18 protein-coding genes and 3 tRNA genes are annotated in these 22312 nt (G+C 39.3%); 14 read left to right on the top strand and 7 right to left on the bottom strand.

Annotated elements, in window-relative coordinates; all coding sequences use genetic code 11:
- Positions 1-37: 37 nt before the first annotated feature.
- From B4Z90_RS08675 to B4Z90_RS08665, 3 genes are all read right to left on the bottom strand, one after another.
- A tRNA-Thr gene (locus B4Z90_RS08675) sits at positions 38-110 on the bottom strand.
- 33 nt (positions 111-143) lie between these two features.
- Positions 144-216: transfer RNA gene (locus tag B4Z90_RS08670), tRNA-Thr, on the bottom strand.
- A 34-nt stretch (positions 217-250) separates the two neighbouring features.
- Positions 251-323: transfer RNA gene (locus B4Z90_RS08665), tRNA-Thr, on the bottom strand.
- 271 nt (positions 324-594) lie between these two features.
- Between B4Z90_RS08665 and clpB the strand changes: the two genes are divergently transcribed.
- Complete coding sequence (gene clpB, locus B4Z90_RS08660; protein WP_075992745.1) at positions 595-3195, top strand: ATP-dependent chaperone ClpB; 2601 nt, start codon at positions 595-597, stop codon at positions 3193-3195.
- 59 nt (positions 3196-3254) lie between these two features.
- Here the strand turns inward: clpB and B4Z90_RS08655 are convergent, their stop codons facing one another.
- Entirely contained in the window at positions 3255-3749 is a 495-nt protein-coding gene (locus tag B4Z90_RS08655; RefSeq protein ID WP_286801957.1) for a TlpA family protein disulfide reductase, read from the bottom strand.
- 157 nt (positions 3750-3906) lie between these two features.
- On the opposite strand from B4Z90_RS08655, the gene purN reads away from it, so the two are divergent.
- Positions 3907-4479, top strand: a complete 573-nt coding sequence (gene purN, locus B4Z90_RS08650; protein ID WP_070563826.1) for a phosphoribosylglycinamide formyltransferase — start codon at positions 3907-3909, stop codon at positions 4477-4479.
- A gap of 244 nt (positions 4480-4723) precedes the next feature.
- On the opposite strand, the gene B4Z90_RS08645 is transcribed toward purN, so the two are convergent.
- Positions 4724-5956 carry an MFS transporter gene (locus B4Z90_RS08645; protein WP_286801956.1) on the bottom strand — a complete coding sequence of 411 codons (1233 nt, stop codon included), beginning with the start codon at positions 5954-5956 and terminating at the stop codon, positions 4724-4726.
- A 91-nt stretch (positions 5957-6047) separates the two neighbouring features.
- Here B4Z90_RS08645 and B4Z90_RS08640 point away from each other — a divergent pair, with 91 nt between their 5' ends.
- The 9 genes from B4Z90_RS08640 to B4Z90_RS08600 all read left to right on the top strand — a co-directional run bounded on the left by B4Z90_RS08640 (position 6048) and on the right by B4Z90_RS08600 (position 15459).
- Positions 6048-6545, top strand: coding sequence for a PaaI family thioesterase (locus B4Z90_RS08640; protein WP_070563819.1), 498 nt, complete (start codon positions 6048-6050; stop codon positions 6543-6545).
- Between the two features lie 40 nt (positions 6546-6585).
- On the top strand, positions 6586-7008 hold the full coding sequence (locus B4Z90_RS08635; protein ID WP_070563816.1) for a hypothetical protein: 423 nt from the start codon (positions 6586-6588) through the stop codon (positions 7006-7008).
- Positions 7009-7109: 101 nt separating this feature from the next.
- Positions 7110-7757: an SCO family protein gene (locus B4Z90_RS08630; protein ID WP_070563813.1), complete on the top strand. Its 648-nt coding sequence runs from the start codon at positions 7110-7112 to the stop codon at positions 7755-7757.
- Between the two features lies 1 nt (position 7758).
- Entirely contained in the window at positions 7759-8178 is a 420-nt protein-coding gene (locus B4Z90_RS08625; RefSeq protein WP_070563810.1) for a c-type cytochrome, read from the top strand.
- Positions 8179-8386: 208 nt separating this feature from the next.
- On the top strand, positions 8387-8989 hold the full coding sequence (locus B4Z90_RS08620) for a TetR/AcrR family transcriptional regulator (RefSeq protein ID WP_046673552.1): 603 nt from the start codon (positions 8387-8389) through the stop codon (positions 8987-8989).
- An 8-nt stretch (positions 8990-8997) separates the two neighbouring features.
- Positions 8998-10323, top strand: coding sequence for a TolC family protein (locus tag B4Z90_RS08615; protein ID WP_046673553.1), 1326 nt, complete (start codon positions 8998-9000; stop codon positions 10321-10323).
- Between the two features lie 26 nt (positions 10324-10349).
- Positions 10350-11507 carry an efflux RND transporter periplasmic adaptor subunit gene (locus B4Z90_RS08610; protein ID WP_046673554.1) on the top strand — a complete coding sequence of 386 codons (1158 nt, stop codon included), beginning with the start codon at positions 10350-10352 and terminating at the stop codon, positions 11505-11507.
- A gap of 38 nt (positions 11508-11545) precedes the next feature.
- Positions 11546-14716, top strand: coding sequence for an efflux RND transporter permease subunit (locus tag B4Z90_RS08605; protein ID WP_070563807.1), 3171 nt, complete (start codon positions 11546-11548; stop codon positions 14714-14716).
- A 131-nt stretch (positions 14717-14847) separates the two neighbouring features.
- Positions 14848-15459, top strand: a complete 612-nt coding sequence (locus B4Z90_RS08600; protein ID WP_070568850.1) for an HAD family hydrolase — start codon at positions 14848-14850, stop codon at positions 15457-15459.
- A gap of 80 nt (positions 15460-15539) precedes the next feature.
- Here the strand turns inward: B4Z90_RS08600 and B4Z90_RS08595 are convergent, their stop codons facing one another.
- Together B4Z90_RS08595 and B4Z90_RS08590 are read right to left on the bottom strand one after the other, a co-directional pair.
- The gene (locus B4Z90_RS08595; protein WP_286801955.1) at positions 15540-16904 is read right to left on the bottom strand and encodes a hypothetical protein; all 1365 of its coding nucleotides are present in this window, start codon (positions 16902-16904) and stop codon (positions 15540-15542) included.
- Positions 16905-16918: 14 nt separating this feature from the next.
- Complete coding sequence (locus tag B4Z90_RS08590) at positions 16919-17524, bottom strand: RNA polymerase sigma factor (RefSeq protein WP_286801953.1); 606 nt, start codon at positions 17522-17524, stop codon at positions 16919-16921.
- 326 nt (positions 17525-17850) lie between these two features.
- Here B4Z90_RS08590 and lysS point away from each other — a divergent pair, with 326 nt between their 5' ends.
- The 3 genes from lysS (at position 17851) to B4Z90_RS08575 (ending at position 22292) form a co-directional block, all read left to right on the top strand.
- Entirely contained in the window at positions 17851-19569 is a 1719-nt protein-coding gene (gene lysS / locus B4Z90_RS08585; protein ID WP_286801951.1) for a lysine--tRNA ligase, read from the top strand.
- Positions 19570-19972: 403 nt separating this feature from the next.
- The gene (locus B4Z90_RS08580) at positions 19973-21028 is read left to right on the top strand and encodes a patatin-like phospholipase family protein (protein WP_075992758.1); all 1056 of its coding nucleotides are present in this window, start codon (positions 19973-19975) and stop codon (positions 21026-21028) included.
- Between the two features lie 31 nt (positions 21029-21059).
- Entirely contained in the window at positions 21060-22292 is a 1233-nt protein-coding gene (locus tag B4Z90_RS08575; protein ID WP_075992759.1) for a nucleoside recognition domain-containing protein, read from the top strand.
- The last annotated feature ends 20 nt before the right edge of the window (positions 22293-22312 follow it).

Raw genomic sequence — 22312 nt, 5'->3', positions numbered from 1 at the left:
AAAGATCCCAAAGAAATCTTGGGGATCTTTTTTTATGAGCCTCTTATCGGAATCGAACCAATGACCTACTGATTACAAGTCAGTTGCTCTACCAGCTGAGCTAAAGAGGCTTTCAAATGAATTTTAATGAGTGTCGCTCAAAGAGCCTCTTATCGGAATCGAACCAATGACCTACTGATTACAAGTCAGTTGCTCTACCAGCTGAGCTAAAGAGGCTTTTTAAAGAAGTTTAATGCATTTTGCTTAAAAGAGCCTCTTATCGGAATCGAACCAATGACCTACTGATTACAAGTCAGTTGCTCTACCAGCTGAGCTAAAGAGGCGTTACTTCTTTTCAATCTTATAACGTCTGACCGTTTTAAGATGCTGCAAATATCGAAAGCTTAAACCAAAAATGCAAGTCGATTTCAAGAATTTTATACCCTGCTAAGCCAATTATTTAAAAATCAAGCGCATTATTTTTAATAACTGAAAATTTGTCATGATTCAATAAAAATTATTGCCATTTTTTCCGAAGTATGGCTTAAAACCCGAATGGCACTTCAATTGTTATAACCCATATGTATCAACGAAACTTTAAATAAGAGAATAAAAATGAATTTTAACAACTATACAATTAAAGCCCAAGAGGCTATACAAAAAGCTTCCGAAATTGCGGCTGGCCATCAACAACAGGCGATTGAGACAGCGCATATTTTAAAAGCTTTACTCACAGTAGATGAAAATGTCGTCAGCCACTTATTAAAAAAGTTAAATGTCAACATCAGCTATCTCGGAACGGAACTAGATAAACAAATTGAAGGTTTTCCGAAGGTCAGTGGCAGCAATATTTATTTAAGTAGCGATGCCAACAATGCACTTCAGAAAGCACAGGGCTATCTCAAAGAATTCAATGATGAATTTGTCTCGGTAGAACATTTATTATTGGGTATTCTGGCAACTTCTGATAAGACCTCCACATTACTTAAGTCACAGGGCGTTACAGAAAAAGACTTAAAGACCGCCATAAAAGAATTGCGCGGAAACAGTCGGGTAACTGATCAAAATGCGGAGGCCACCTACAATGCACTGGGGAAATATGCCCGAAATTTAAATGAATATGCCGAGTCCGGCAAATTGGATCCCGTTATTGGCCGTGATGAAGAAATTCGACGTGTGATGCAAATACTCTCCCGTCGTACCAAAAACAACCCGATACTTGTCGGTGAGCCTGGGGTTGGTAAAACGGCTATTGCGGAAGGTATTGCTTACAGAATTATAAAAGGCGACGCACCTGAAAACTTAAAATCTAAGATTGTATTTTCCTTAGATATGGGCGCTTTGGTTGCCGGAGCTAAATATAAAGGTGAATTTGAAGAACGTCTAAAAGCGGTTGTAAAAGAAGTTACCGATTCCAATGGAGACATTATACTCTTTATCGACGAAATCCATACATTGGTAGGTGCTGGAGGTGGTGAAGGCGCAATGGATGCGGCTAATATCCTCAAACCGGCGTTAGCTAGAGGTGAACTGCGTGCAATTGGAGCGACAACCTTAAACGAATACCAAAAATACTTTGAGAAAGATAAAGCATTGGAGCGCAGATTCCAGAAAGTTATGGTTGAAGAACCTGACACGCAAGATGCCATTTCCATTCTCCGTGGCTTAAAAGAACGCTACGAAACACACCATAAAGTACGCATTCTGGATGAGTCTATCATTGCTGCCGTGGAATTGTCACAGCGCTATATTGCCGATCGTTTTCTACCAGATAAAGCGATTGATTTAATTGATGAGGCAGCATCCAAATTGCGCCTTGAAATGGATTCTGTACCGGAAGCTGTCGATGAGCTTGAACGTCGTATCATGCAATTGGAAATTGAGCGTGAAGCTTTGAAACGTGAAAATGACGATAAAAAAGTTGCAGAATTATCGGAAAGTATCGCTAATCTATCTGCGGAAAGAGATACCTTAAGAGCGTCATGGCAAGAAGAAAAGAGTCTTGTTGACAATGTCAATCAAGAGATTGAGAATATTGAAAACTACAAACTCGAAGCTGAGCAGGCCGAACGTTCCGGAGACTATGGAAAGGTAGCAGAACTTCGTTATGGACGAATTAAAGAAGCACAAGAAAAAGTGGACAAACTAAAGGCTGAACTCGCTGAAAAACAAGAAAGCAAGCGTATGCTCAAAGAAGAAGTTACTTCAGAAGACATTGCTGATGTTGTCGCAAAATGGACAGGAATACCTGTGAGCAAGATGATTCAATCAGAACGCGAAAAATTATTGAATCTGGAGGAAGAGCTTCATAAACGTGTCGCCGGTCAGGATGAAGCAATAGAAGCTATTTCCGATGCCATTCGTCGATCACGTGCTGGATTAAATGATGCGAAACGACCAATAGGATCGTTCATATTTTTGGGGACTACCGGAGTCGGAAAAACCGAACTTGCAAAAGCACTTGCCGAGTTCTTATTTGACGACGAACAATCCATGGTTCGTATTGATATGTCGGAATATCAAGAACGACACGCCGTGTCTCGTTTAATCGGAGCGCCTCCGGGATATGTCGGCTATGATGAAGGCGGACAGTTGACTGAAGCAGTCCGAAGAAGACCCTATTCTGTTGTTTTGTTAGATGAAATTGAAAAAGCTCATCCCGATGTATTCAATATCCTATTGCAGGTATTGGATGATGGCCATCTTACAGACAACAAAGGTCGTACGGTAAACTTCAAAAACACCATTATCATCATGACCTCCAATACGGGGTCAACCATTATACAGGAGAATTTCAGTCATCTGACCGATGATAATAGGGATGAAATTATCGCCAAAACACGCAATGAGGTCTTCGATCTTTTAAAACAGTCGATTCGCCCCGAGTTTTTGAACCGTATCGATGAAGTGATTATGTTTACGCCATTAAGTCGAGACGAAATTGGAGATATTGTTCGTTTACAATTTGCACATGTTCAGAAACAGCTGGCCGAACAAAATATATTCATTACGGCTTCTGATGAAGCAATGGATTGGTTGGCACAGCTTGGTTATGACCCAATTTATGGGGCTAGGCCACTAAAACGTGTTATTCAAAAACGAATTTTAAATGAACTATCAAAGGAAATTTTATCCGGAAAAGTAAATCGCGATTCGATTATTCGTCTGGATGTATTCGACGGTAAATTTGTGTTCATCAATAAACAAGAACAATAAAAAAAGAACGTCCGACAGTACTGTCGGACGTTCTTTTTTTATTGTTAATTTTTAAACATTTAACCTGTAATACCTAAAGCTTTTAACAACTTGTTTACATCGTCTTCGCCGTCCAAATGCTGTACCAATACTTTGGTTTTTGCGTCATAGATATAGAGCGATGGGTAATTGCTTGGCTTAAATTTTTCAATAAATTGAGTTCCAGCATCAAACAAGAATTTGACATTTGGGGCACTTTTCAATGCCTTCGCATGCATATTAATAAATCCATCGACATAAGGCTTATCATTCATGGAGATAAAATAGAAGGATACATTCTTGAATTTGGACAAATTGCGTGCGATACCAGCCCCCATTTTCTGGCAATGGCCACAACCCGGGTCGTAAAAATCCAACACAATATAGCCCGATTTTGGAAGCCTGTCTGAATTAAACTTGCTGGCCTGATAGACCTCCTCAAAAGTAAACGATGGAAGTGTTTTGGGTGCCTGTGCAAAAACAGGTTTAAATAAGAAAAATACACTTACAAAAAATAGGGAACAAAGGAACCTCATGTTAAAGAAATTTAAACCAACAGTGACTATTCAATTAATTTTAATCAATAATACTTAAAAATGCGCTTCAGTCAACTATTATTTTAGTTTTTTTACAAAAAATCCGTAAGTTTGGGCTAATTTTTAAATCGATCAAATCTATTAATACTTATTAATCGTGAAAAAACGAATTGCTATTTTTGCTTCAGGTTCAGGGTCCAATGCTCAAAAAATAATGGAACATTTCAAGTATTCAGATGAAGCTGAGGTTGCCTTGATTTTATCCAATAACCCTGATGCTTACGTTATTCAACGAGCCGACAATTTTGAAATACCTGCACATATATTTGATCGTGACGAATTTTACAAAACCGACAACGTTGTCAACATTCTTAAAAACTTAAATATTGATCTGATTGTTTTGGCGGGTTTTCTTTGGCTCGTTCCAAATAACCTGCTGAAAGCATTTCCAAATCAAATTATAAATATACATCCTGCTCTCCTACCAAAATATGGTGGCAAAGGTATGTATGGTGACCATGTACATAAAGCCGTTTTGGCCAATAAGGAAGAGGAACATGGCATTACGATCCATTTCGCAAATGAACATTTCGACGAGGGGGAAATTATATACCAAGCACGATTCAAAGTGGATCCCAACGATACTTTAGACATTATTAAATTTAAAGGACAGCAACTCGAACATCAGTACTTCCCTAAAATAATTGAAAATCTGATCAAAAAAATGTAAAAACAATTCTATTATTTAGAATTGTTTTAAACAAATTGTAACTTTGTATTATGAACGAAGTTATTGAATCTGTGTTGGAGATCGATGAGTCAGAAAATAAAGCTGGGTTGTTTCAGTTTCGGAATACGGCTATGAACCCTTTTTCTGACTTTTCTTGTGCCTGCTTTAAAAAGTGTTGCAAAAAATATAAAGAAGGCAAACGCTGTAAAAAATGTCCGGGACGAAAAAAATAGCTATTTATTGACTACTCTTCCAGGTAGTCTAAATCTTTATCAAAGCTTTCTTCTAACTGGGTCAACGAATAAATTGCTATACCCGAAAGAACGACAACCATTGTAATTCCTGCTGGCACAATTCCAAACGCATTTACTAGAAGTCCATATAGCATTGTTGACGGAATGAGTGCACCCCGTACAAAATTGGGGGCCGTCGTTGCAACAGTTGCTCTGAGATTTGTACCAAATTGTTCCGCTGAGATAGTCACAAAGGTTGCCCAATATCCTACTCCTAAGCCCATTATAAAGGCAAGGCTTAAAAACTTTGTCGCTGTAATACCATCACTCAATAAATACCATAGTGAACTTCCAATGATAATTAATTGACATATAAACACCACTTTTTTGCGGGATTTTAAAATCTGTGCGAATATTCCTGCCAGTACATCCCCGATAGAAATACCGATATAGGTAAACATCACCCCTTGACCAGCACTCAGTGTACCTGTAGCCCCCAAGGCCTTGCCGATCTCCGGAGCCTGTGTAACCAAAACACCGACAACAAACCAGATTGGAAGGCCAATACAGAGACAGTTAACATACCGTTTTAACCGGCTTTTATTTGTGAAAAGCATACGGATATCCCCTTTCACAACACCCGATTTATCTTGCTCCTTAAATAATCCTGATTCAAAAGAGCCAATGCGCAGCAATAGCAACAGTAAGCCCATTCCACCACCGACAAAGTAGGCCGTCCGCCAGTCAAATTCTTCCGAGACAAAATAGGCCAATATAGCTCCTAAAACACCGACACCGGCAACCAACATGGTCCCATAACCGCGTTTTGATTTATGCATACTTTCAGAAACCAAGGTAATTCCCGCCCCCAGTTCTCCGGCCAAACCAACGCCCGCTATAAAACGAATAATACCATACATAAGCACATCATGTACAAAACCATTTGCAATATTCGCTACAGAGTATAAAAGAATCGATCCAAAAAGCACTTTTAAACGTCCAAATTTATCCCCTATAATCCCCCAAAGAATTCCACCCAACAGCAAACCGCCCATTTGCATATTGAGCACAAATTCACCTTTTACCCGCATCTCTTCCGCAGGGACGCCAATATCAGTGAAGGACTGAATACGGACGATGGAGAAAATAATCAAATCGTAGATATCGACGAAATAGCCCAGTGACGCAATCATAACCAGTAACCACACTTTTTTATTGGGTTGTTTTTCTTTTATTGTTGACATTTTAGGTTTTTTGATCTGTAAAAATACCATAGTGAAGCTATAAAACCAAGATTTCGAAAAATAATCCGACACATTGTTTTATTTTTGCATCATGAGATATAGTCCACTTGCCTTAACATGGCTATTACGTATTTACCCGCCCTTTCTATTTCAAGGAATCTGGGTAAAAAAAATTAGTCCTGGCTTCCAAGGTGCCAAAGTAAAAATATATAAAACACCATTCAACATCAATACCAACAAAACACTCTTTGGTGGAACAATCTTTTCTGCAGCAGACCCCATCTTCCCTATCCTAATCGACCAATACCTTCAAAAAATTGGCTTTAAGAAAACCGTTGCTTGGTTAAAATCATCACAGATCACCTTTAAGAAACCCGGCAAAACCAGCGTGGAATATTCTGTGCAACTCTCAGAGGAAATCCTTGAAGAATGTGCCCATATTATCCGCACAAAAGGCAAAGTAGTTAAGGATTTTACCCTGGAAATTAAAGATAAGTCTGGTGACCTCTGTGCCACGGTACGTTGTGAAACCTATATTCGTGACTTGAATTTTACATTCCCTTCCAGAAATCGAAATATTGAGCCATAAGAAATTAATATATTTGTCCAATTACCAAAAAACATAAAACATGAATAAAATCGCGTTTGTAGCTATCGCATCCTTGGCAATAGCAGCATGTGGAACCCAGGGAAATGGTGCAACAGGTGTAAAAGCCCTGCAAGATTCAACTATTAAGATACATGATGAAATTATGCCTCAAATCGCTCATTTCGACCGCGATGTTGTTAAGATAGATTCTATTTTGGCAAATTTAAAAAACCTAAAAACAACTAAGGCTGATTTAGACACCAATTTAACAAGAAAAGAGCTAAGCACATTGAAAGCTAATTTAGAAAGTGCTACAGACCATATGATGGACTGGATGAAAGGATATAACCCAGATTCAACAGATGTTAAATATTTTGAAACAGAGCTTCAAAAAGTAAGTGATATGAAAAAAATATTTGATAATGTTGCTAAAGAAAGCCAAGACAAATTAAAGAATTTTTAAATCCAAAAATTCAAATAACACAGTCCGCCCCTCTTTAGGTTAACATTAAGTTGTTCGTGTAAAGATGGAATCAAGCTTTAACAAACAAAACTATTAAACACATGAGATCCATAACTAAATTTTACTGCGCAACTGGTCTTTTACTCGGTTTATTTTCCTGTAAAAACAATAGCCAGACAAGCTTACCCATCTATGGCGAAAGAGAAGCTGTAGAAAAAACAGTTGATGGAAAACAAATCGTAGATACAGTCTATCATACTATTCCGCCTTTTAAACTGCTCAATCAGGATAGTACAATGATTTCAGACAAAGATTTTGAGGGTAAAGTATATATTGCCAACTTCTTCTTTACCCATTGTCCAAGTATCTGTCCGACGATGAATCGCAACCTATTAAAGATATACCAGCAATACAAGGATAATGAAGAAGTTCGTTTCCTTTCCCATAGTATAGACTTTAAATACGATCAACCCTACGTACTGAAAGATTATGCCAATAAATTGGGTGTAACCAATAATCACTGGCAATTTGTTTCGGGGACTAAAGCAGAAATATATGGTCTAGCCAATCAATATCTGGTTTATACCGCTGAAGATAAAAATGCGCCTGGAGGTTACGATCATCAGGGGTACCTTGTCTTAATAGACAAAGATAAGCGAATTCGGGGCGCCTACGACGGTACAAATGATGAGCAAGTAAAAAAACTGATGAACGACTTACCTTTACTCTTGAGCAAGGATAAAAAATAACATGCACATTCTCTTAAAAACAGGTATAACAATTGGTGCTATTTTAGCGGTCTTGATAAGCTGTCAGCATGAAGTTGATATCAAAACTGCGCAATATGCGGTCAACGGTCAAAAGGTATACCGAACACATTGTCAAAATTGTCATGGAGAGAAAGGTGAAGGATTGGGCAATCTCTATCCGCCCCTAACCGATACCACCTTTCTGCAAACTCATCGTCAAGATCTTGCTTGCATCATCAAGCACGGAACTTCTGGTGAACTTGAAGTTGCGGGTAAAAAGTTCAATAATACCATGCCAGCTTCAAATCTTTCCGCAATTGATATCGCTTATGTATTAACCTATATCAATACCAAGATCAACAAAGGAAAAAATTTATATCCTTTGGAAGATGTTGAGAAAAGTTTAAAAGGTTGCAAATAGAAAAGCGGTGATTTAATCAAATCACCGCTTTTCTATTTGCGATCCTTCACCTTTACCTCCCCTCCACCGATCAAAAAAAATAAAAATACGAAAACAATTTCATCTCTTTTTCCTTATTGTATTATTGATTCAAATCGTTTTATATTTATTGATTTATAACAATATTCTGACATTTTGGATCCAAATTAATCGTTAATTTTGCAACCGAATGAACGTTCGATTGATGAATTCCAATGAAAAAATTGCGGCAGTATTTGCCAGCACACTAAAACTTATACAAACAAACGGCTTCCATGGAACGCCGATGAGCAAAATCGCACAAGAGTCTGATGTAGCAATTGGGACTATCTACCATTATTTCCCGTCAAAAGACGATCTAATTTTTGGTTTGTTCAAACATTGTAGAACACTACTCAATGAGTATATTTTTGATGGTATAAAAGATGATTTCGACTATAAAGACTCATTTTTTCATATTTGGCGCAACTTTGTCAAGTTCTATCTAGAGAACGGGCACATCTTTAGTTTTTTTGAGCAGTTTTTTTCCTCCCCTTATTACGAGAAGAACAAAGCTGAGATACAAGAACCTGTGGGGGGGCAAAACAAAGTTGTTGATTTTTTACAGGAAGGCATTGATCGAAAAATTTTGAAGCAGGTAGATGTCCATCTTTTGGTGGCAAGTTACATTGGCGTGGCACTATCAACTGTTCACAGCATCAAATTTAAAGATCTCAAGTTTTCCGAACAAAATGTGGAGGACTTAATGGGGATTATTTGGGATGGGGCTATTAATAGAGAAAAAAATAATTAATTACATATATGAAGTTTAATAAAATCGTTTATTCCTTAGCGGCCCTATCGCTTTTGAGTAATACAGGATTTGCACAACAGCAATCTGAAAACTTGCCGGCAAATGCAACACTTCAGCAGCTGATTGATTACGCCTTACGTAATCAAATCGCTGTAAAACAAGCGCAATTGGACGAGACCATCGGTGAAAAGGATATTGACATCTCTCTTTCAGGTTGGTATCCACAATTGGGTCTAAAAGGAAGTTATAATTATAATGTCATTGTTCCATTAGCAAATATTGGCGGAAATAATATCAAAATGGGGCAGAACAATGCAAGTGCATTAACGCTTCAAGCGGATCAACAGATCCTAAATCCAGAGCTAATGCAGGCGAAGAAAGCGGCAGAATTGGTACGTCTTGGCAATAAACAAAATACGGAGAACAAAAAGATCACCGCTGTTGTAGAGGTCAGCAAAGCCTATTATGATATCCTAACTTCGGAAGAGCAGATCAAGATTGTACGAGAAAATATCGCTCGCCTCCAAAAACAATTGAAAGATGCAAAATCTCAATACGATGTGGGCTTAGTCGATAAGACCGACTATAAGCGAGCACAAATTGCTTTGGCAAATTCGAATGCAGACGAGAAAAGAACGGTTGAGCTTCGCAAATATAAATACGAATACCTCAAACAATTGCTAGCTTTGGATAAAAGCAAAAATTTGACGCTATCCTTTGACAATAGCAATATGGAATCAGAAATTTTGTTAGACACAACTGCTGGAATAAATGTCTCTAATCGAATTGAATTCCAACAATTGGAAACATCCAAAAAAATCCAGCAGTTGAGCACGCAATACTATAAATGGACATATTTACCAAGTGTAAGTGCTTTTTATAATTACGCTTTCAACTATCGAAATGATAAATTTAGTAAACTTTACTCCGATAATTTCCCGGGTTCAGTTGCCGGCCTAAATGTTTCTTTTTCAATTTTCGACGGATTTAAACGTAAAAAACAAATCAATAAGTCCAGATTGCAGGAAGAAAGAATTGACTGGGACATCAAAAATTTAGAAAATAGCATTAACACAGAGTATTCGCTGGCAAGAGCAACCTATAATGCTAACTTAAATGATTGGAAAACAGCTAAAGAAAATGTGGAACTCTCCAAAGAAGTATACGAGACCATCAAACTTCAATATGACGAAGGTATCAAAACTTACCTCGATCTAATGACAGCAGAAACTGATCTCAAAACAACGCAACTTAATTATTTGAACTCCCTCTATGCACTATTATCAAGTAAATTAGATGTTCAGAAAGCAGTTGGGGCAATCCACACAAATTAATTAATAAACGGAAACTAATACAAATCATGAATAAAAGACAATTATTATTCGCTTTCTTCCTTGGGACGGCATTAGTATGGACCTCTTGTGGAAATAAGGATGCAAAAAAGCAAGGTGCAGCACAGGCTCAGGCTGAAAAAGTTGTTCCTGTCAGCTTTGGCGTAGCATCACATGAGATTGTTACAGGTACAATCAGCTATCCAGCAACAGTCAAACCGTTGAACGAAGCAGATCTATATGCGGAAGTAAGCGGCTATATCACCAAAATATATGTTTCTGACGGCGCAGTAGTTTCCGCAGGACAAGCGCTTTATGAAATTGATGGAACACGCTACAATGCGGCTGTCCAACAAGCTAAAGCAAGCTTACAGGTAGCACAAACGGATTTGGACCGCCAAAAAAGAGATCTAGCGCGCTACCAAACATTAGCCGATAAAGATGCGATTGCGAAGCAGGTATTTGACAATGCAGTTTCGAATGTAGCCGCTTCGCAGGCACAGGTAGAGTCTGCTCGTGCAGCTTTGGTCACCGCGAATACAAACTTATCGCGTTCGACCATTCGGGCTCCTTTTAGTGGTACCGTAGGAATATCACAGGTACGTTTGGGCGCCTTGGTCAATCCAGGTACGACCCTATTGAATACCTTGTCTTCAACTAGCCCAATAGCTGTTGAATTTCAGGTAAATGAAAAGGATATTACCAAATTTACCCAACTGCAAAGTAGCCATTCATCATCGGATCTTTCTCTTGTATTGCCAAATGGAAGTACGTATGAAGGTAAAGGAACAATCACAACCATCGACCGCGCAGTTGACCCTGCAACCGGGACGATCAAAGTGCGCGCTACTTTCCCCAACAATGCCAACGAATTGCGGGCCGGTATGAATATTACGATGAATGTATCGACAACCTCAGCTACGGAAGAAGTTGTGGTTCCTTACAAAGCCGTTTTCGAACAGCTTGGCGTATTTAACCTCTATACCGTAAATGATAGCAGTAAAGCTGAAATTCGCCAAGTAAAATTAGGTATTAAAGCCGGTGACAAAATTGTGATCAAAGAAGGTGTTAAAGATGGTGAGAAAATCGTTGTCGATGGTGCCATGAATGTCCAAAATGGAGTTAAAGTAGTTGACGCTGCTGTCGCTGCCCAACAGGCTGCAAAAGGCGCACCTCAAGGAAAATAACACCATTAATTTTTTAAAGAGAATCTAAAAGATATAGAATGATTTCAGAAGTATTTATTAAGAGGCCAGTTACCGCAATCGTTATTTCGATATTGATTTCAATTATCGGGATCATTGCAGTATCCACGTTGCCAATTAGCCAGTATCCTTCTATTGCACCTCCAACAGTAACGGTTACGGCCAATTACACCGGAGCTGATGCACAGACGGTTGAACAAACCGTGACAACTCTTATCGAGAGTCAGATCAATGGTACACCTGGCATGATTTATATGTCGTCCAATAGTACGTCAAATGGTCAAGCAACAATTACGGTGACATTTGAAGTAGGTACGGATATCGATATTGCGACCTTAGACGTACAAAACCGTGTGGGAATCGCTGAACCAGCCCTTCCGGAAGCGGTAAGACGTTTGGGGATTACAACCCGTAAAGCCAATAACGATATCTTGATGTTGGTTGCTTTAACTTCACCAAAAGGAACTAGAAGTGAAAATTTCTTGGCCAATTACAACAACTTATACGTTAAAGATGCACTTTTGCGTGTGAAAGGCGTCGGTGATGTAACGGCTTTCGGGCAACCATTCTCGATGCGCGTGTGGCTTGACGCAAATAAATTAGCCAACCTGAGCATGACTCCTGCTGATGTATCCACAGCAATTGCCGAACAAAACTCCCGTATACCTGGAGGTAGCGTTGGTGGACGTCCACAAGAGTCTTCGACGGTATTTGAATATCCGATCATTACCGATAGTGATCTTTCAAATCCCGAGGACTTTGAAAACATCGTTGTAAAAACCAATAAAGATGGATCTATCGTACTCTTAAAGGATGTTGCGCGTGTTGAATTGGGTCAATTTAATTATGGTACATCATCTACCGTAAATGGTATGACTTCATCTGCGATGATGATCAATCAAACCCCAGGAGGAAATGCCGTAGAATCCGCAAAAGGTATTGTCGATGCTTTGGAAAAATTAAAGAAATCTTTTCCAACGGATGTAGATTATACGATCAGTTATGAGACGGTGTCGGTTGTGAATGCCTCTATTTCTTCGGTTATCCACACCTTGGTTGAAGCATTGATTCTGGTAACGGTCGTGGTATTTTTCTTCCTTCAAAGCTGGAGAGCAACATTAATTCCCGTACTGGCAATCCCCGTATCCATCATCGGTACTTTCATCTTCTTCCTAATGTTTGGCTTTTCGGTCAACAACCTGACCATGCTTGCCTTTGTATTGGCCATCGGTATTGTGGTGGATGATGCCATCGTTGTGGTGGAAGCCGTCCAGCACTATATTGACCATTATAAACTGGATGCAAAAGAAGCGACACGTCGTGCCATGGGCGATATCACTGCTCCGGTTATTGCAATTGCATTAATTTTGGCTGCGGTATTCGTTCCGGTTGGTTTTATCCCTGGAATGGTTGGTAAATTATATCAACAGTTTGCAATCACCATTGCAGTATCCGTTATGCTGTCTGCATTTATCGCACTTTCGTTAACCCCAGCATTATGTTCAATTTTATTAAAGCCGACAGCAGTACATGAAGGCGCTAAAGGTTTGAATAAATTTTTCTACAAATTTAATATTTGGTTTGAAAAAGTGACCATCAGGTACTCAAATGGTGTAAAACAGGCTATCAAAAAAGCACCACTGGTATTGATTATTCTGTTATGTATTTTTATCGGAACAGGCTGGATGTTTACAACCAAACCAACTGGATTTATTCCTTCAGAGGATGGTGGTGCATTTTTCGCCGGTATTACATTGCCAGAAGGTTCTTCTTCTGCGCGTACAAATGAAGTTCTTAAAGAGATTGAAGCCGATCTACACAAGACATTTCCAGAAATCAAGTATGTTACTGCAATTTCCGGTATCAATATTTTGAACCGCGCGTTTAAATCCAATGGTGCAACAGTGTTCGTTTCGCTTAAACCTTGGGAAACCCGTACACGCACGGCAAACGATATCGCTGGTATGATTATGGGTAAATACCAGGGCTATACCAAAGCAAGGGTGTTGGCGGTAACGCCACCAGCAATTCCGGGTCTAGGTACATCTGGAGGTTTCTCTATGCAGGTACAGGATTTACAGACGGTAAATATCAAAGATTTCGAAGCGACAGTCGGCAAATTCTTGATGGCTGCCAACCAACGTCCAGAAATTGGAATGGCTTATACCCTATTTAATACCAACTCTCCCAACTACAAATTGGAAGTGAACCGCGAACAGGCAAAACGCATGGGCGTGCCTATCTCCAGTATTTATTCGACGATATCATCCTATTTGGGTAGTAGCTATGTGAATGATTTTACAAAGTATGGTCGTAGTTACCGTGTCGTCACACAAGCTGATATCCCGTACCGTATGAATATTGAAGACATCAACAAATTGTATGTCAATAATGTGTCGGGAAACCCTGTACCTATGGGTACGCTGGTTAAGTATGAATTGATGACTATGCCTTCGATCATCAATCACTACAATATCTTTAGAAGTATCGAGATCAATGGTAGTTCGGCCCCTGGTTACTCATCAGGAGATGCTTTGAAAGCCTTACAAGAAGTAGCTGCACAAACATTACCAGAAGGTTTTGACTATCAGTTCTCCGGTCTGTCGCTGCAAGAGATGCAATCGGGATCAAAAACTGTCCAAATTTTTGCGTTGTGTATCCTGTTTGTGTTCTTGCTTTTAGCCGCATTATACGAAAGTTGGTCTGTACCATTCTCTATTTTATTATCTGTTCCTTTAGGTGTATTTGGGGCCATATTAACCCTAACATTAATCCCTACATTGGATAATAACATCTATGCACAGATTGGTCTGGTCACCATCATTGGACTTGCTGCCAAGAATGCGATTCTAATTGTGGAGTTTGCTAAGGAACGGGTTGATATCGGGATGAACCTTTATGAAGCGACATTAGATGCTGTAAAATTGCGTCTACGCCCAATTATCATGACGTCCTTTGCCTTCATCTTGGGGATTATTCCATTAATGCTATCTCATGGAGCTGGAGCAATTTCTCGCCAAACAATCGGTTGGACGGTATTTGGTGGTATGACTGCAGCCACACTCCTAGCGATCTTTATCGTTCCGGTACTATTCGTTGTGATTACACGTATGGCATACGGTAAGAAAAAATTGGCTGAATTAGAAGCGAATTTCGATGAAGAGAAAGCGAAAAATTTAAGTTCACACTAATTATACGCTGCCTCTGTGAAGAATCCCCACGGAGCTAACAGCAAGAAGCCTTTCCTTGTAACAAGGGAAAGGCTTCTTTTTTGCTCGTCCAATTATATTTTTTTATTTTTACTGCTCACTATTAAAAGTATATGTCACCTGAATCACAACGAAAATTTGAATTACTAAACCTTCTTGCCGAATCCTACGACGCACTATTATTTGATGTCGATGGTACCCTGGCAGATAATATGGACGCACATAAACAAGCCTATAAAGCTGCAGCCAAACAATACGGAGTCGAGTTGGATGTCAATTTGATTGATGAAACTGCCGGATGGCCCACTGTGGCTGTTGCAGAGGAAATCAGCAAACGCTATGAGGTAGATTTCGATTATCAAGAATTTTCCACACTAAAGTCTACTATTTTTCGAGACGAGTATGTTTTCAAGACTAAGCCTGTAGATTACGTTGTTGAACATCTAAAATATCAGAAAGGTAAAAAACACATCGCTGCCGTTTCAGGAGGAACCAGAACAACCTTATCCATGACATTAACCACCATTGGTGTATGGGATGATTTGGAAACACTGGTTTGTGCTGGAGATACAGCTGAGGGAAAACCTTCACCACAACCCTTTCTTTTGGCAGCTGCTCAATTGAATATTGCTCCGGAAAGATGCCTGGTCTACGAAGACGGGACCCCTGGAGTTGAAGGTGCGAAAGCCGCAGGAATGGGTTGGGTTCGCGTTGATGAAATTTAATAAACCCCAATTTGCAGACTATAAAAAAAGCCGCAGTAAACTTCAAGCTTACTGCGGCTTTTTTTATAACATTATGCTTTTTAAAAACTAGTAATTATTTTCACTCCCCCGTTGCTATAGTTCAAATCGGATGATTTCAAATTTCCGATTGGAGCTTTATAATAAGGCTCTACAGAAATGGATAATTTTCCAACTTTTTGTTTCCGACCAACTGAAAAATTAATAAAGCCGTTCACACCTTTATCATCAACATTTTTGTCTTGGGATTTTTGTCTGTACTCCGTATTATTTGTTTCATAGATCGTTGCCCGTTCCTGATCCAATACACCAACATAGGATACACCGACTGAGGTATAGAAATTCTTGTTGATCGCGTATCTAACATCCAATGGGATATCAACTGTTAGGATTTTACCTGAAACCCGTTCATTACTCTTTGCATCTTTTGCATCTGCTGCCCGCATCGCAAAGGAATTATTCAAATTCGATTGAGAAATATAATTTGGCGCATCTGCATTAAGAGAATTTGATCCCATTGCAGGAGTAATGGGTGAATTACCCGAAACAGCTCCATAATGTTGAATGGAAGCTCCTGAACGAAGACTTACCTTACTCGAAATATTATAAGCTAGTGCGACCCCGCCCCCCAGCGTTATACTTTCTGACGTAGAGGCAGGTGATACAAAAGCGCCCATTTCCCATTTCTTATCTTGGTTAACGTTCGTGTGTACAACACTATTCCTTGCCCCCCCTTGTTGCGCAGCATACAATTGTGATAGTTTTGCAGCATCGCGTTGTGTTTGATTAACAGGCGACATAAACCCTGAATTGGCCGAAGCAATAACGGCACTACTATTCGTCACAGTGGTATTTTTTGACGCGCTTACTCGTTCCACTTCACTTTTCGTTAAACCAACCTGCGCTGAAAGTGAATTATTTTTCAATTGCATGGACTGCAGCCTTCTTAAATCGGCTGATACAGCCACATCGTGGCCCCGCATTAATTGCCTAGTACTCAATACCAAGTGGTGATTGTCTAAATTTTCAGTTGAATGGTCCGTTGGCACAGAATAGGTATAGGGCTTCTTCGCCGATAATACCTCTGCACTCACAATCCTATCGCCCGTAACATCCGATAACGAACGCTGTATCGATTCCTTTAAATCCTTATGATCACCTAAAACATCTTCGCGTTCCGGCAGATGTGTTAAAACGACAGCAGGTATATCAGTCTCCACATTCGTCTTTAGCCCCCAATATCCTACACCAAAACACAATAACACAGCCGCAGCAGCACTCCAATACTTCCAATTAGAGGAACGATGTGCTGAAACGCCATAATTTGAGGCAAATTTCTCCCAGGAACCTTCTTTATAAGGTAGTTCATGGTCTTTTAATTGTCCAATGATCTCTTCTATCAATTCCTTTTTCTTATTGTCTTTCATCGTAACAACAATATTTATCTTATTTCTTGAACTACGCCTGTATAATCCAAGTATAATTTTCTAAGTTTTTGTTTCGCTCTAGTCAGATAAGTCCTTGACGTACTATCTGGTATGTTAAGCATCTGGGCAATTTCATCATGTGAATACCCCTCAATTTCATAGAGATTAAAAATAGTTTTTTGAATTTCAGGGAGCTGATCGAGCAGACGCATAATCTCATTGACCTCCAGTCGACTGTCCAATTGTACTGCCGGTGTATGCATATCCCCTTCTCCCAAATCTTCAACCGAATAAAACTGCTTTTTACTTCGTAAAAAATCAATCGAAATATTGGCAGCAATTCGTCCTATCCAGGCTCTAAACGATTTTTCGAGATTTTCATCCTCAATATTCCTATTAAATGATTCCAATTTTCGAAATACCCGAACAAAGCTTTCATTCACGAGCTCTTCCGCGTCCACATCCTGTTTTACATAACGAATAATAATAGCCATGAGATAACCATAATACATCTTATAAACGAAAGCCTTGCCGTCTTCACGATCGCGCAAGCAACGCTCTAAAGCATCATGTAAAGATGATAGCTTCTTGTTATAAAAATATGACCGAATTATACCCACTTAAACCATTTAATTATTAAGTTTCAAACTTAGACAAATTGCCTTTCATATGCAATCAATAACACATGCTATGTAAACAATCTATCGAATTCTCCCCTTCATTATGAACGTTTTTTTCGAGGAGATAACGAAATTAAAATTATAAAACTCAAAATCAAATAGTCGAATGTCCCCTTGTAATAATATCACTATTTAACTATTTTTATGCCATATAACGGAATGCCATTTCCTTTCGCTACAGCGTTTTCAAAAAAAATCCATAAAAAGAATTGAAAAAAATGGCTATTTTTGCGTGATTTTCACATTTTAAATATTATTCATACCGAATGAGTACTGTATTATCCGAACAGGAACAACTTAGAAGACAAGCGATGCAATCGTTGTTGGATATGGGAATTGATCCATTTCCAGCAAACGAATTTGTCGTCAATGCACATGCTGCTGATATTTTAGAAAATTACGATAGAGATAAATTGAATTATAAGAACATTACCATTGCTGGACGTATCATGAGTCGTCGTGTGATGGGTAGTGCTTCATTCTTTGAAATTCAAGACTCTACCGGACGTATTCAAGCTTATATTAAGCGTGACGATGTATGTCCTGATGAGAATAAAGACCTATACAATGTCGTTTTCAAAAAGCTATTGGATATCGGAGATATCGTTGGTATCAAAGGCTATGTCTTCACAACACAAACCGAGGCTATTGCAGTACACGTAGAAGAACTTACCGTTTTATCCAAATCGTTACGTCCCCTACCTGTCGTTAAATCTGCGGAAGGTAAAACTTTTGATGCCTTTACAGACCCAGAGCAACGCTATAGAATGCGTTACGTGGATTTGATCGTAAATCCAGGTAACAAAGATAGATTTATCAAGCGTACGAAGCTCTTTAATGCGATGCGTCAGTTCTTTAACGACGCGGGGTATATGGAAGTAGAAACACCTGTCCTGCAATCCATTCCAGGCGGTGCTGCAGCACGTCCGTTTATTACACACCATAATGCTTTAGATATTCCATTATATCTTCGTATCGCCAACGAGCTTTATTTAAAAAGACTAATCGTTGGTGGATTTGATGGTGTATACGAATTTTCTAAAAACTTCCGCAACGAAGGAATGGACCGTACCCATAACCCAGAATTCACCGTAATGGAGATTTATGTAGCTTATAAAGACTACAACTGGATGATGGATTTTACAGAACGTCTATTGGAGCACTGCGCCTTGGCCGTAAATGGAACAACAGAAGCGACATTCGGCGAACATAAAATTGACTTTAGAGCACCGTTTAAACGTATTTCGATGACAGATTCCATCAAGGAATTTACTGGATTTGATATTACTGGAAAATCTGAAGACGAAATCCGTATTGCCGCCAAAGGAATGGGCATCGACGTAAACGAAACCATGGGCAAAGGCAAATTGATCGATGAAATTTTCGGCGCAAAATGTGAAGGAAACTACATCCAGCCAACATTCATTACAGATTATCCAAAAGAAATGTCTCCTTTAACGAAGAAGCACAGAGATAATCCCGATTTGACCGAGCGTTTTGAGCTGATGGTTTGTGGAAAAGAGATTGCCAATGCTTATTCAGAGCTTAATGATCCAATTGATCAACGTGAACGATTTGAAGATCAATTACGTCTTTCTGAAAAAGGTGATGATGAAGCCATGTTTATTGATCAGGATTTCCTACGTTCATTGGAATATGGAATGCCGCCGACCTCTGGACTTGGAATCGGTATGGACCGTTTAATCATGTTCTTGACCGATAATGCGTCAATCCAAGAAGTTCTTTTCTTCCCACAAATGAGACCTGAAAAAGTCGCCAAAGTAGCAGAAGTAAAAGATTATGAGGAACAAGGCATTCCTGCGGCCTGGGTTCCTGCCTTACAAAAAATGGGCTTTACAACCATTGAAGCTTTAAAAGAAGCGAATCCGAACAAGGTGTTTAATGATCTTGGTGGTATGCGTAAAAAACTGAAACTAGATATCAATATGCCAACGAAAGACGAAGTATTTGCTTGGTTCAATTAAATCGGTATCTATACTAGCTAAAAAAGCTGCCTCAATAAAATTTGAGGCAGCTTTTTTTTGTTTTTATGTAGCGTATCAGCTAATACCAAACTCCTATAATCTTCTCATCAGCCCCTACACTAACAGGGAGATTACAGGGGGTTAACAGGGGGTTAGCAGGGGTATAACAGGGGTAAACCCTTGTTAACCCCCTGTTATATCCCTACAAACTATATGGTAAATCCCCATTAATTCAGAAGCTGTTTAGAGCATAGCACAATGCAATACAAAGTAAGGCTGCTAAAAAAATGCGCTATGCATTTAAGCACAGGATGTAGGACACAATTGTCACCAATATATGACTCCTGTCAATTGAAGACATTTATTATATTTACATATCGTTAACTAAATCAGTTTTTGCCATATGAAGAATATTCTCGCGCTTGATGGTGGTGGTATCCGGGGTATCATTCCTGCAATGGTTCTCGTCGCTCTGGAAGAGAAGTTACAAAAGCAGACCATGGATCCCAATGCGCGGATTGCCTCCTACTTTGACTTTATTGCGGGCACAAGCAGCGGTGGAATTCTGACAAGTATTCTTTTGTATCCAGAAGAAGGCAATCCCACCCATCCTAAGTTTTCCGCGCGAGATGCATTAAATTTATTTGTTAATCATGGTACTGAAATTTTCAACGCTTCCAAATGGCGACGCTTTTTAGGTGGATTTGGTCTTGTCAGCGAACTCTACTCGTCCAACACATTATCAGACGTTTTGGATGAGTACTTTCAAAATGCACGATTGAGCCATCTTATCAAACCCTGTATCATCACTGCGTATAACATTGAATTGCGGAAGAATCATTTTTTTAGACAACAAAAGGCAATTACGCACGGGGAAGCACGGGATTTCTACCTTAAAGATGTCTGCAAGGCTACATCTGCTGCACCCACATTTTTTCCTGTTGCAGAGATCTATTCGCTTTCAAAAACAAGATACCCTTTGATTGATGGCGGTGTGTTTGCTCAAAACCCCTCCATATGTGGTTTACTTGAAGTTTTAAAGGCTTTTAACAGCACGCAGATAAACGACATGTTTATGGTATCCTTAGGTACGGGAATGTCAAAAACAGCTTATAATTACGAACATTTTAAGAAGAAACTTGCTATACAAATCGGTCCTGCTTTAGTTGACATTATGACAAGTGCATCTTCCGAGAGTACCGAGTTTTTTATTCGGCAACTATTTCAAAGTAACGGTAAGCAACAAAATTATCTCCGCATAGAACCAGCCAATCTATCGAGCATCAATGCCTCATTGGATGCAGCCTCGCCCAATAATATACAGAAGTTGATCTCCTTATCCGATAAAATGATCAGTGAGCATGAGGATACATTGGATTATATCGTTGCGCATCTCATTAAAGAAAAGAGTCAAAATAAGAAGAAAAATCCATGGAGCCAGTTGATGGATAAGTTCTAAAAGATTACTTTTACGCATATTTTAAATCTATATGGCATTAAACTACGTTTGGGTTGCATTTTTCTTAATCACATTTGCCGTAGCCCTTGTAAAACTAATCTTTTTCGGAGATACGGAAATCTTTCAGCAAATTGTAAATTCAATCTTTGACAGTGCAAAAACAGGAGCAGAAATCTCTTTAGGACTGATCGGCATGATGAGTTTTGCACTTGGGATTATGAAAATTGGTGAAAAAGGCGGTATGATCAATATCTTCGCAAAAATCGTGGGCCCTTTTTTCCATAAACTATTCCCAGAGATACCCAAAAATCACCCTGCGCTTGGTTCTATTCTTATGAATTTCTCGGCTAATGCACTAGGATTAGATAATGCGGCAACGCCATTGGGGCTTAAAGCCATGAAAGAACTCCAGGAGCTCAATCCAAATAAGGAAACAGCTACCAATGCACAAATCATGTTTATTGTGCTCAATGCATCTAGCTTAACCCTCTTGCCTATTTCAATTATGGCTTATCGGAAAGAAGCTGGTGCACCAGATCCTTCAGATGTATTTCTGCCAATTCTGATCGCAACCTTCTTTTCCACATTGGTGGCATTAATTCTCGTTTCCATCTACCAAAAAATCAATTTATTTAACCGTGTAATTCTAGGATACCTGGGAGCAATGGGACTATTTATCGGTGGACTACTTTATTACTTTTCGGGACTGCAACAAACAGAAATTGAAATATTCAGCAAGGTATTCGGCAATCTTATTTTATTTAGCTTATTTACCTCTTTTATAGGTTTGGCTCTTTTCCGTAAAGTGAATGTATACGATTCATTTATAGAGGGTGCCAAAGAGGGCTTCGAAGTCTCTGTAAAAATAATACCCTATCTCGTCGCGATGCTTGTTGGTATCGCTGTATTTAGAGCATCAGGAACCATGGACTATATGGTCGCTGGAATTTCCAAGGCTATCGCATTATGTGGTCTAGATACATCGTTTGTAGACGCTTTACCTGTAGCCTTTATGAAGCCGCTCAGTGGATCCGGTGCACGTGGACTTATGGTCGATTTGATGAATGCCAAGGGGCCAATGGACTTCGCTGCCAGGGTTGCTTGTGTTATTCAGGGATCAACAGAAACTACTTTTTATGTCCTCGCGGTATATTTTGGTGCAGTGGGAATAAAGCGTACACGGCATGCATTACCCTGCGCTCTGCTAGCTGAATTGGCTGGTGTGATAGCCGCAATTATTATATCCTATATATTTTTTAAATAGTATACAAAACGGATCGAGAA

The sequence above is a fragment of the Sphingobacterium sp. UBA5639 genome, assembly GCF_002421245.1.
In the GTDB taxonomy this organism is placed as follows: Bacteria; Bacteroidota; Bacteroidia; order Sphingobacteriales; family Sphingobacteriaceae; genus Sphingobacterium; species Sphingobacterium multivorum.
The sequence above is the reverse complement of the archived record's forward strand: the minus strand, read 5'-3'. Positions and strand labels throughout refer to the sequence as shown.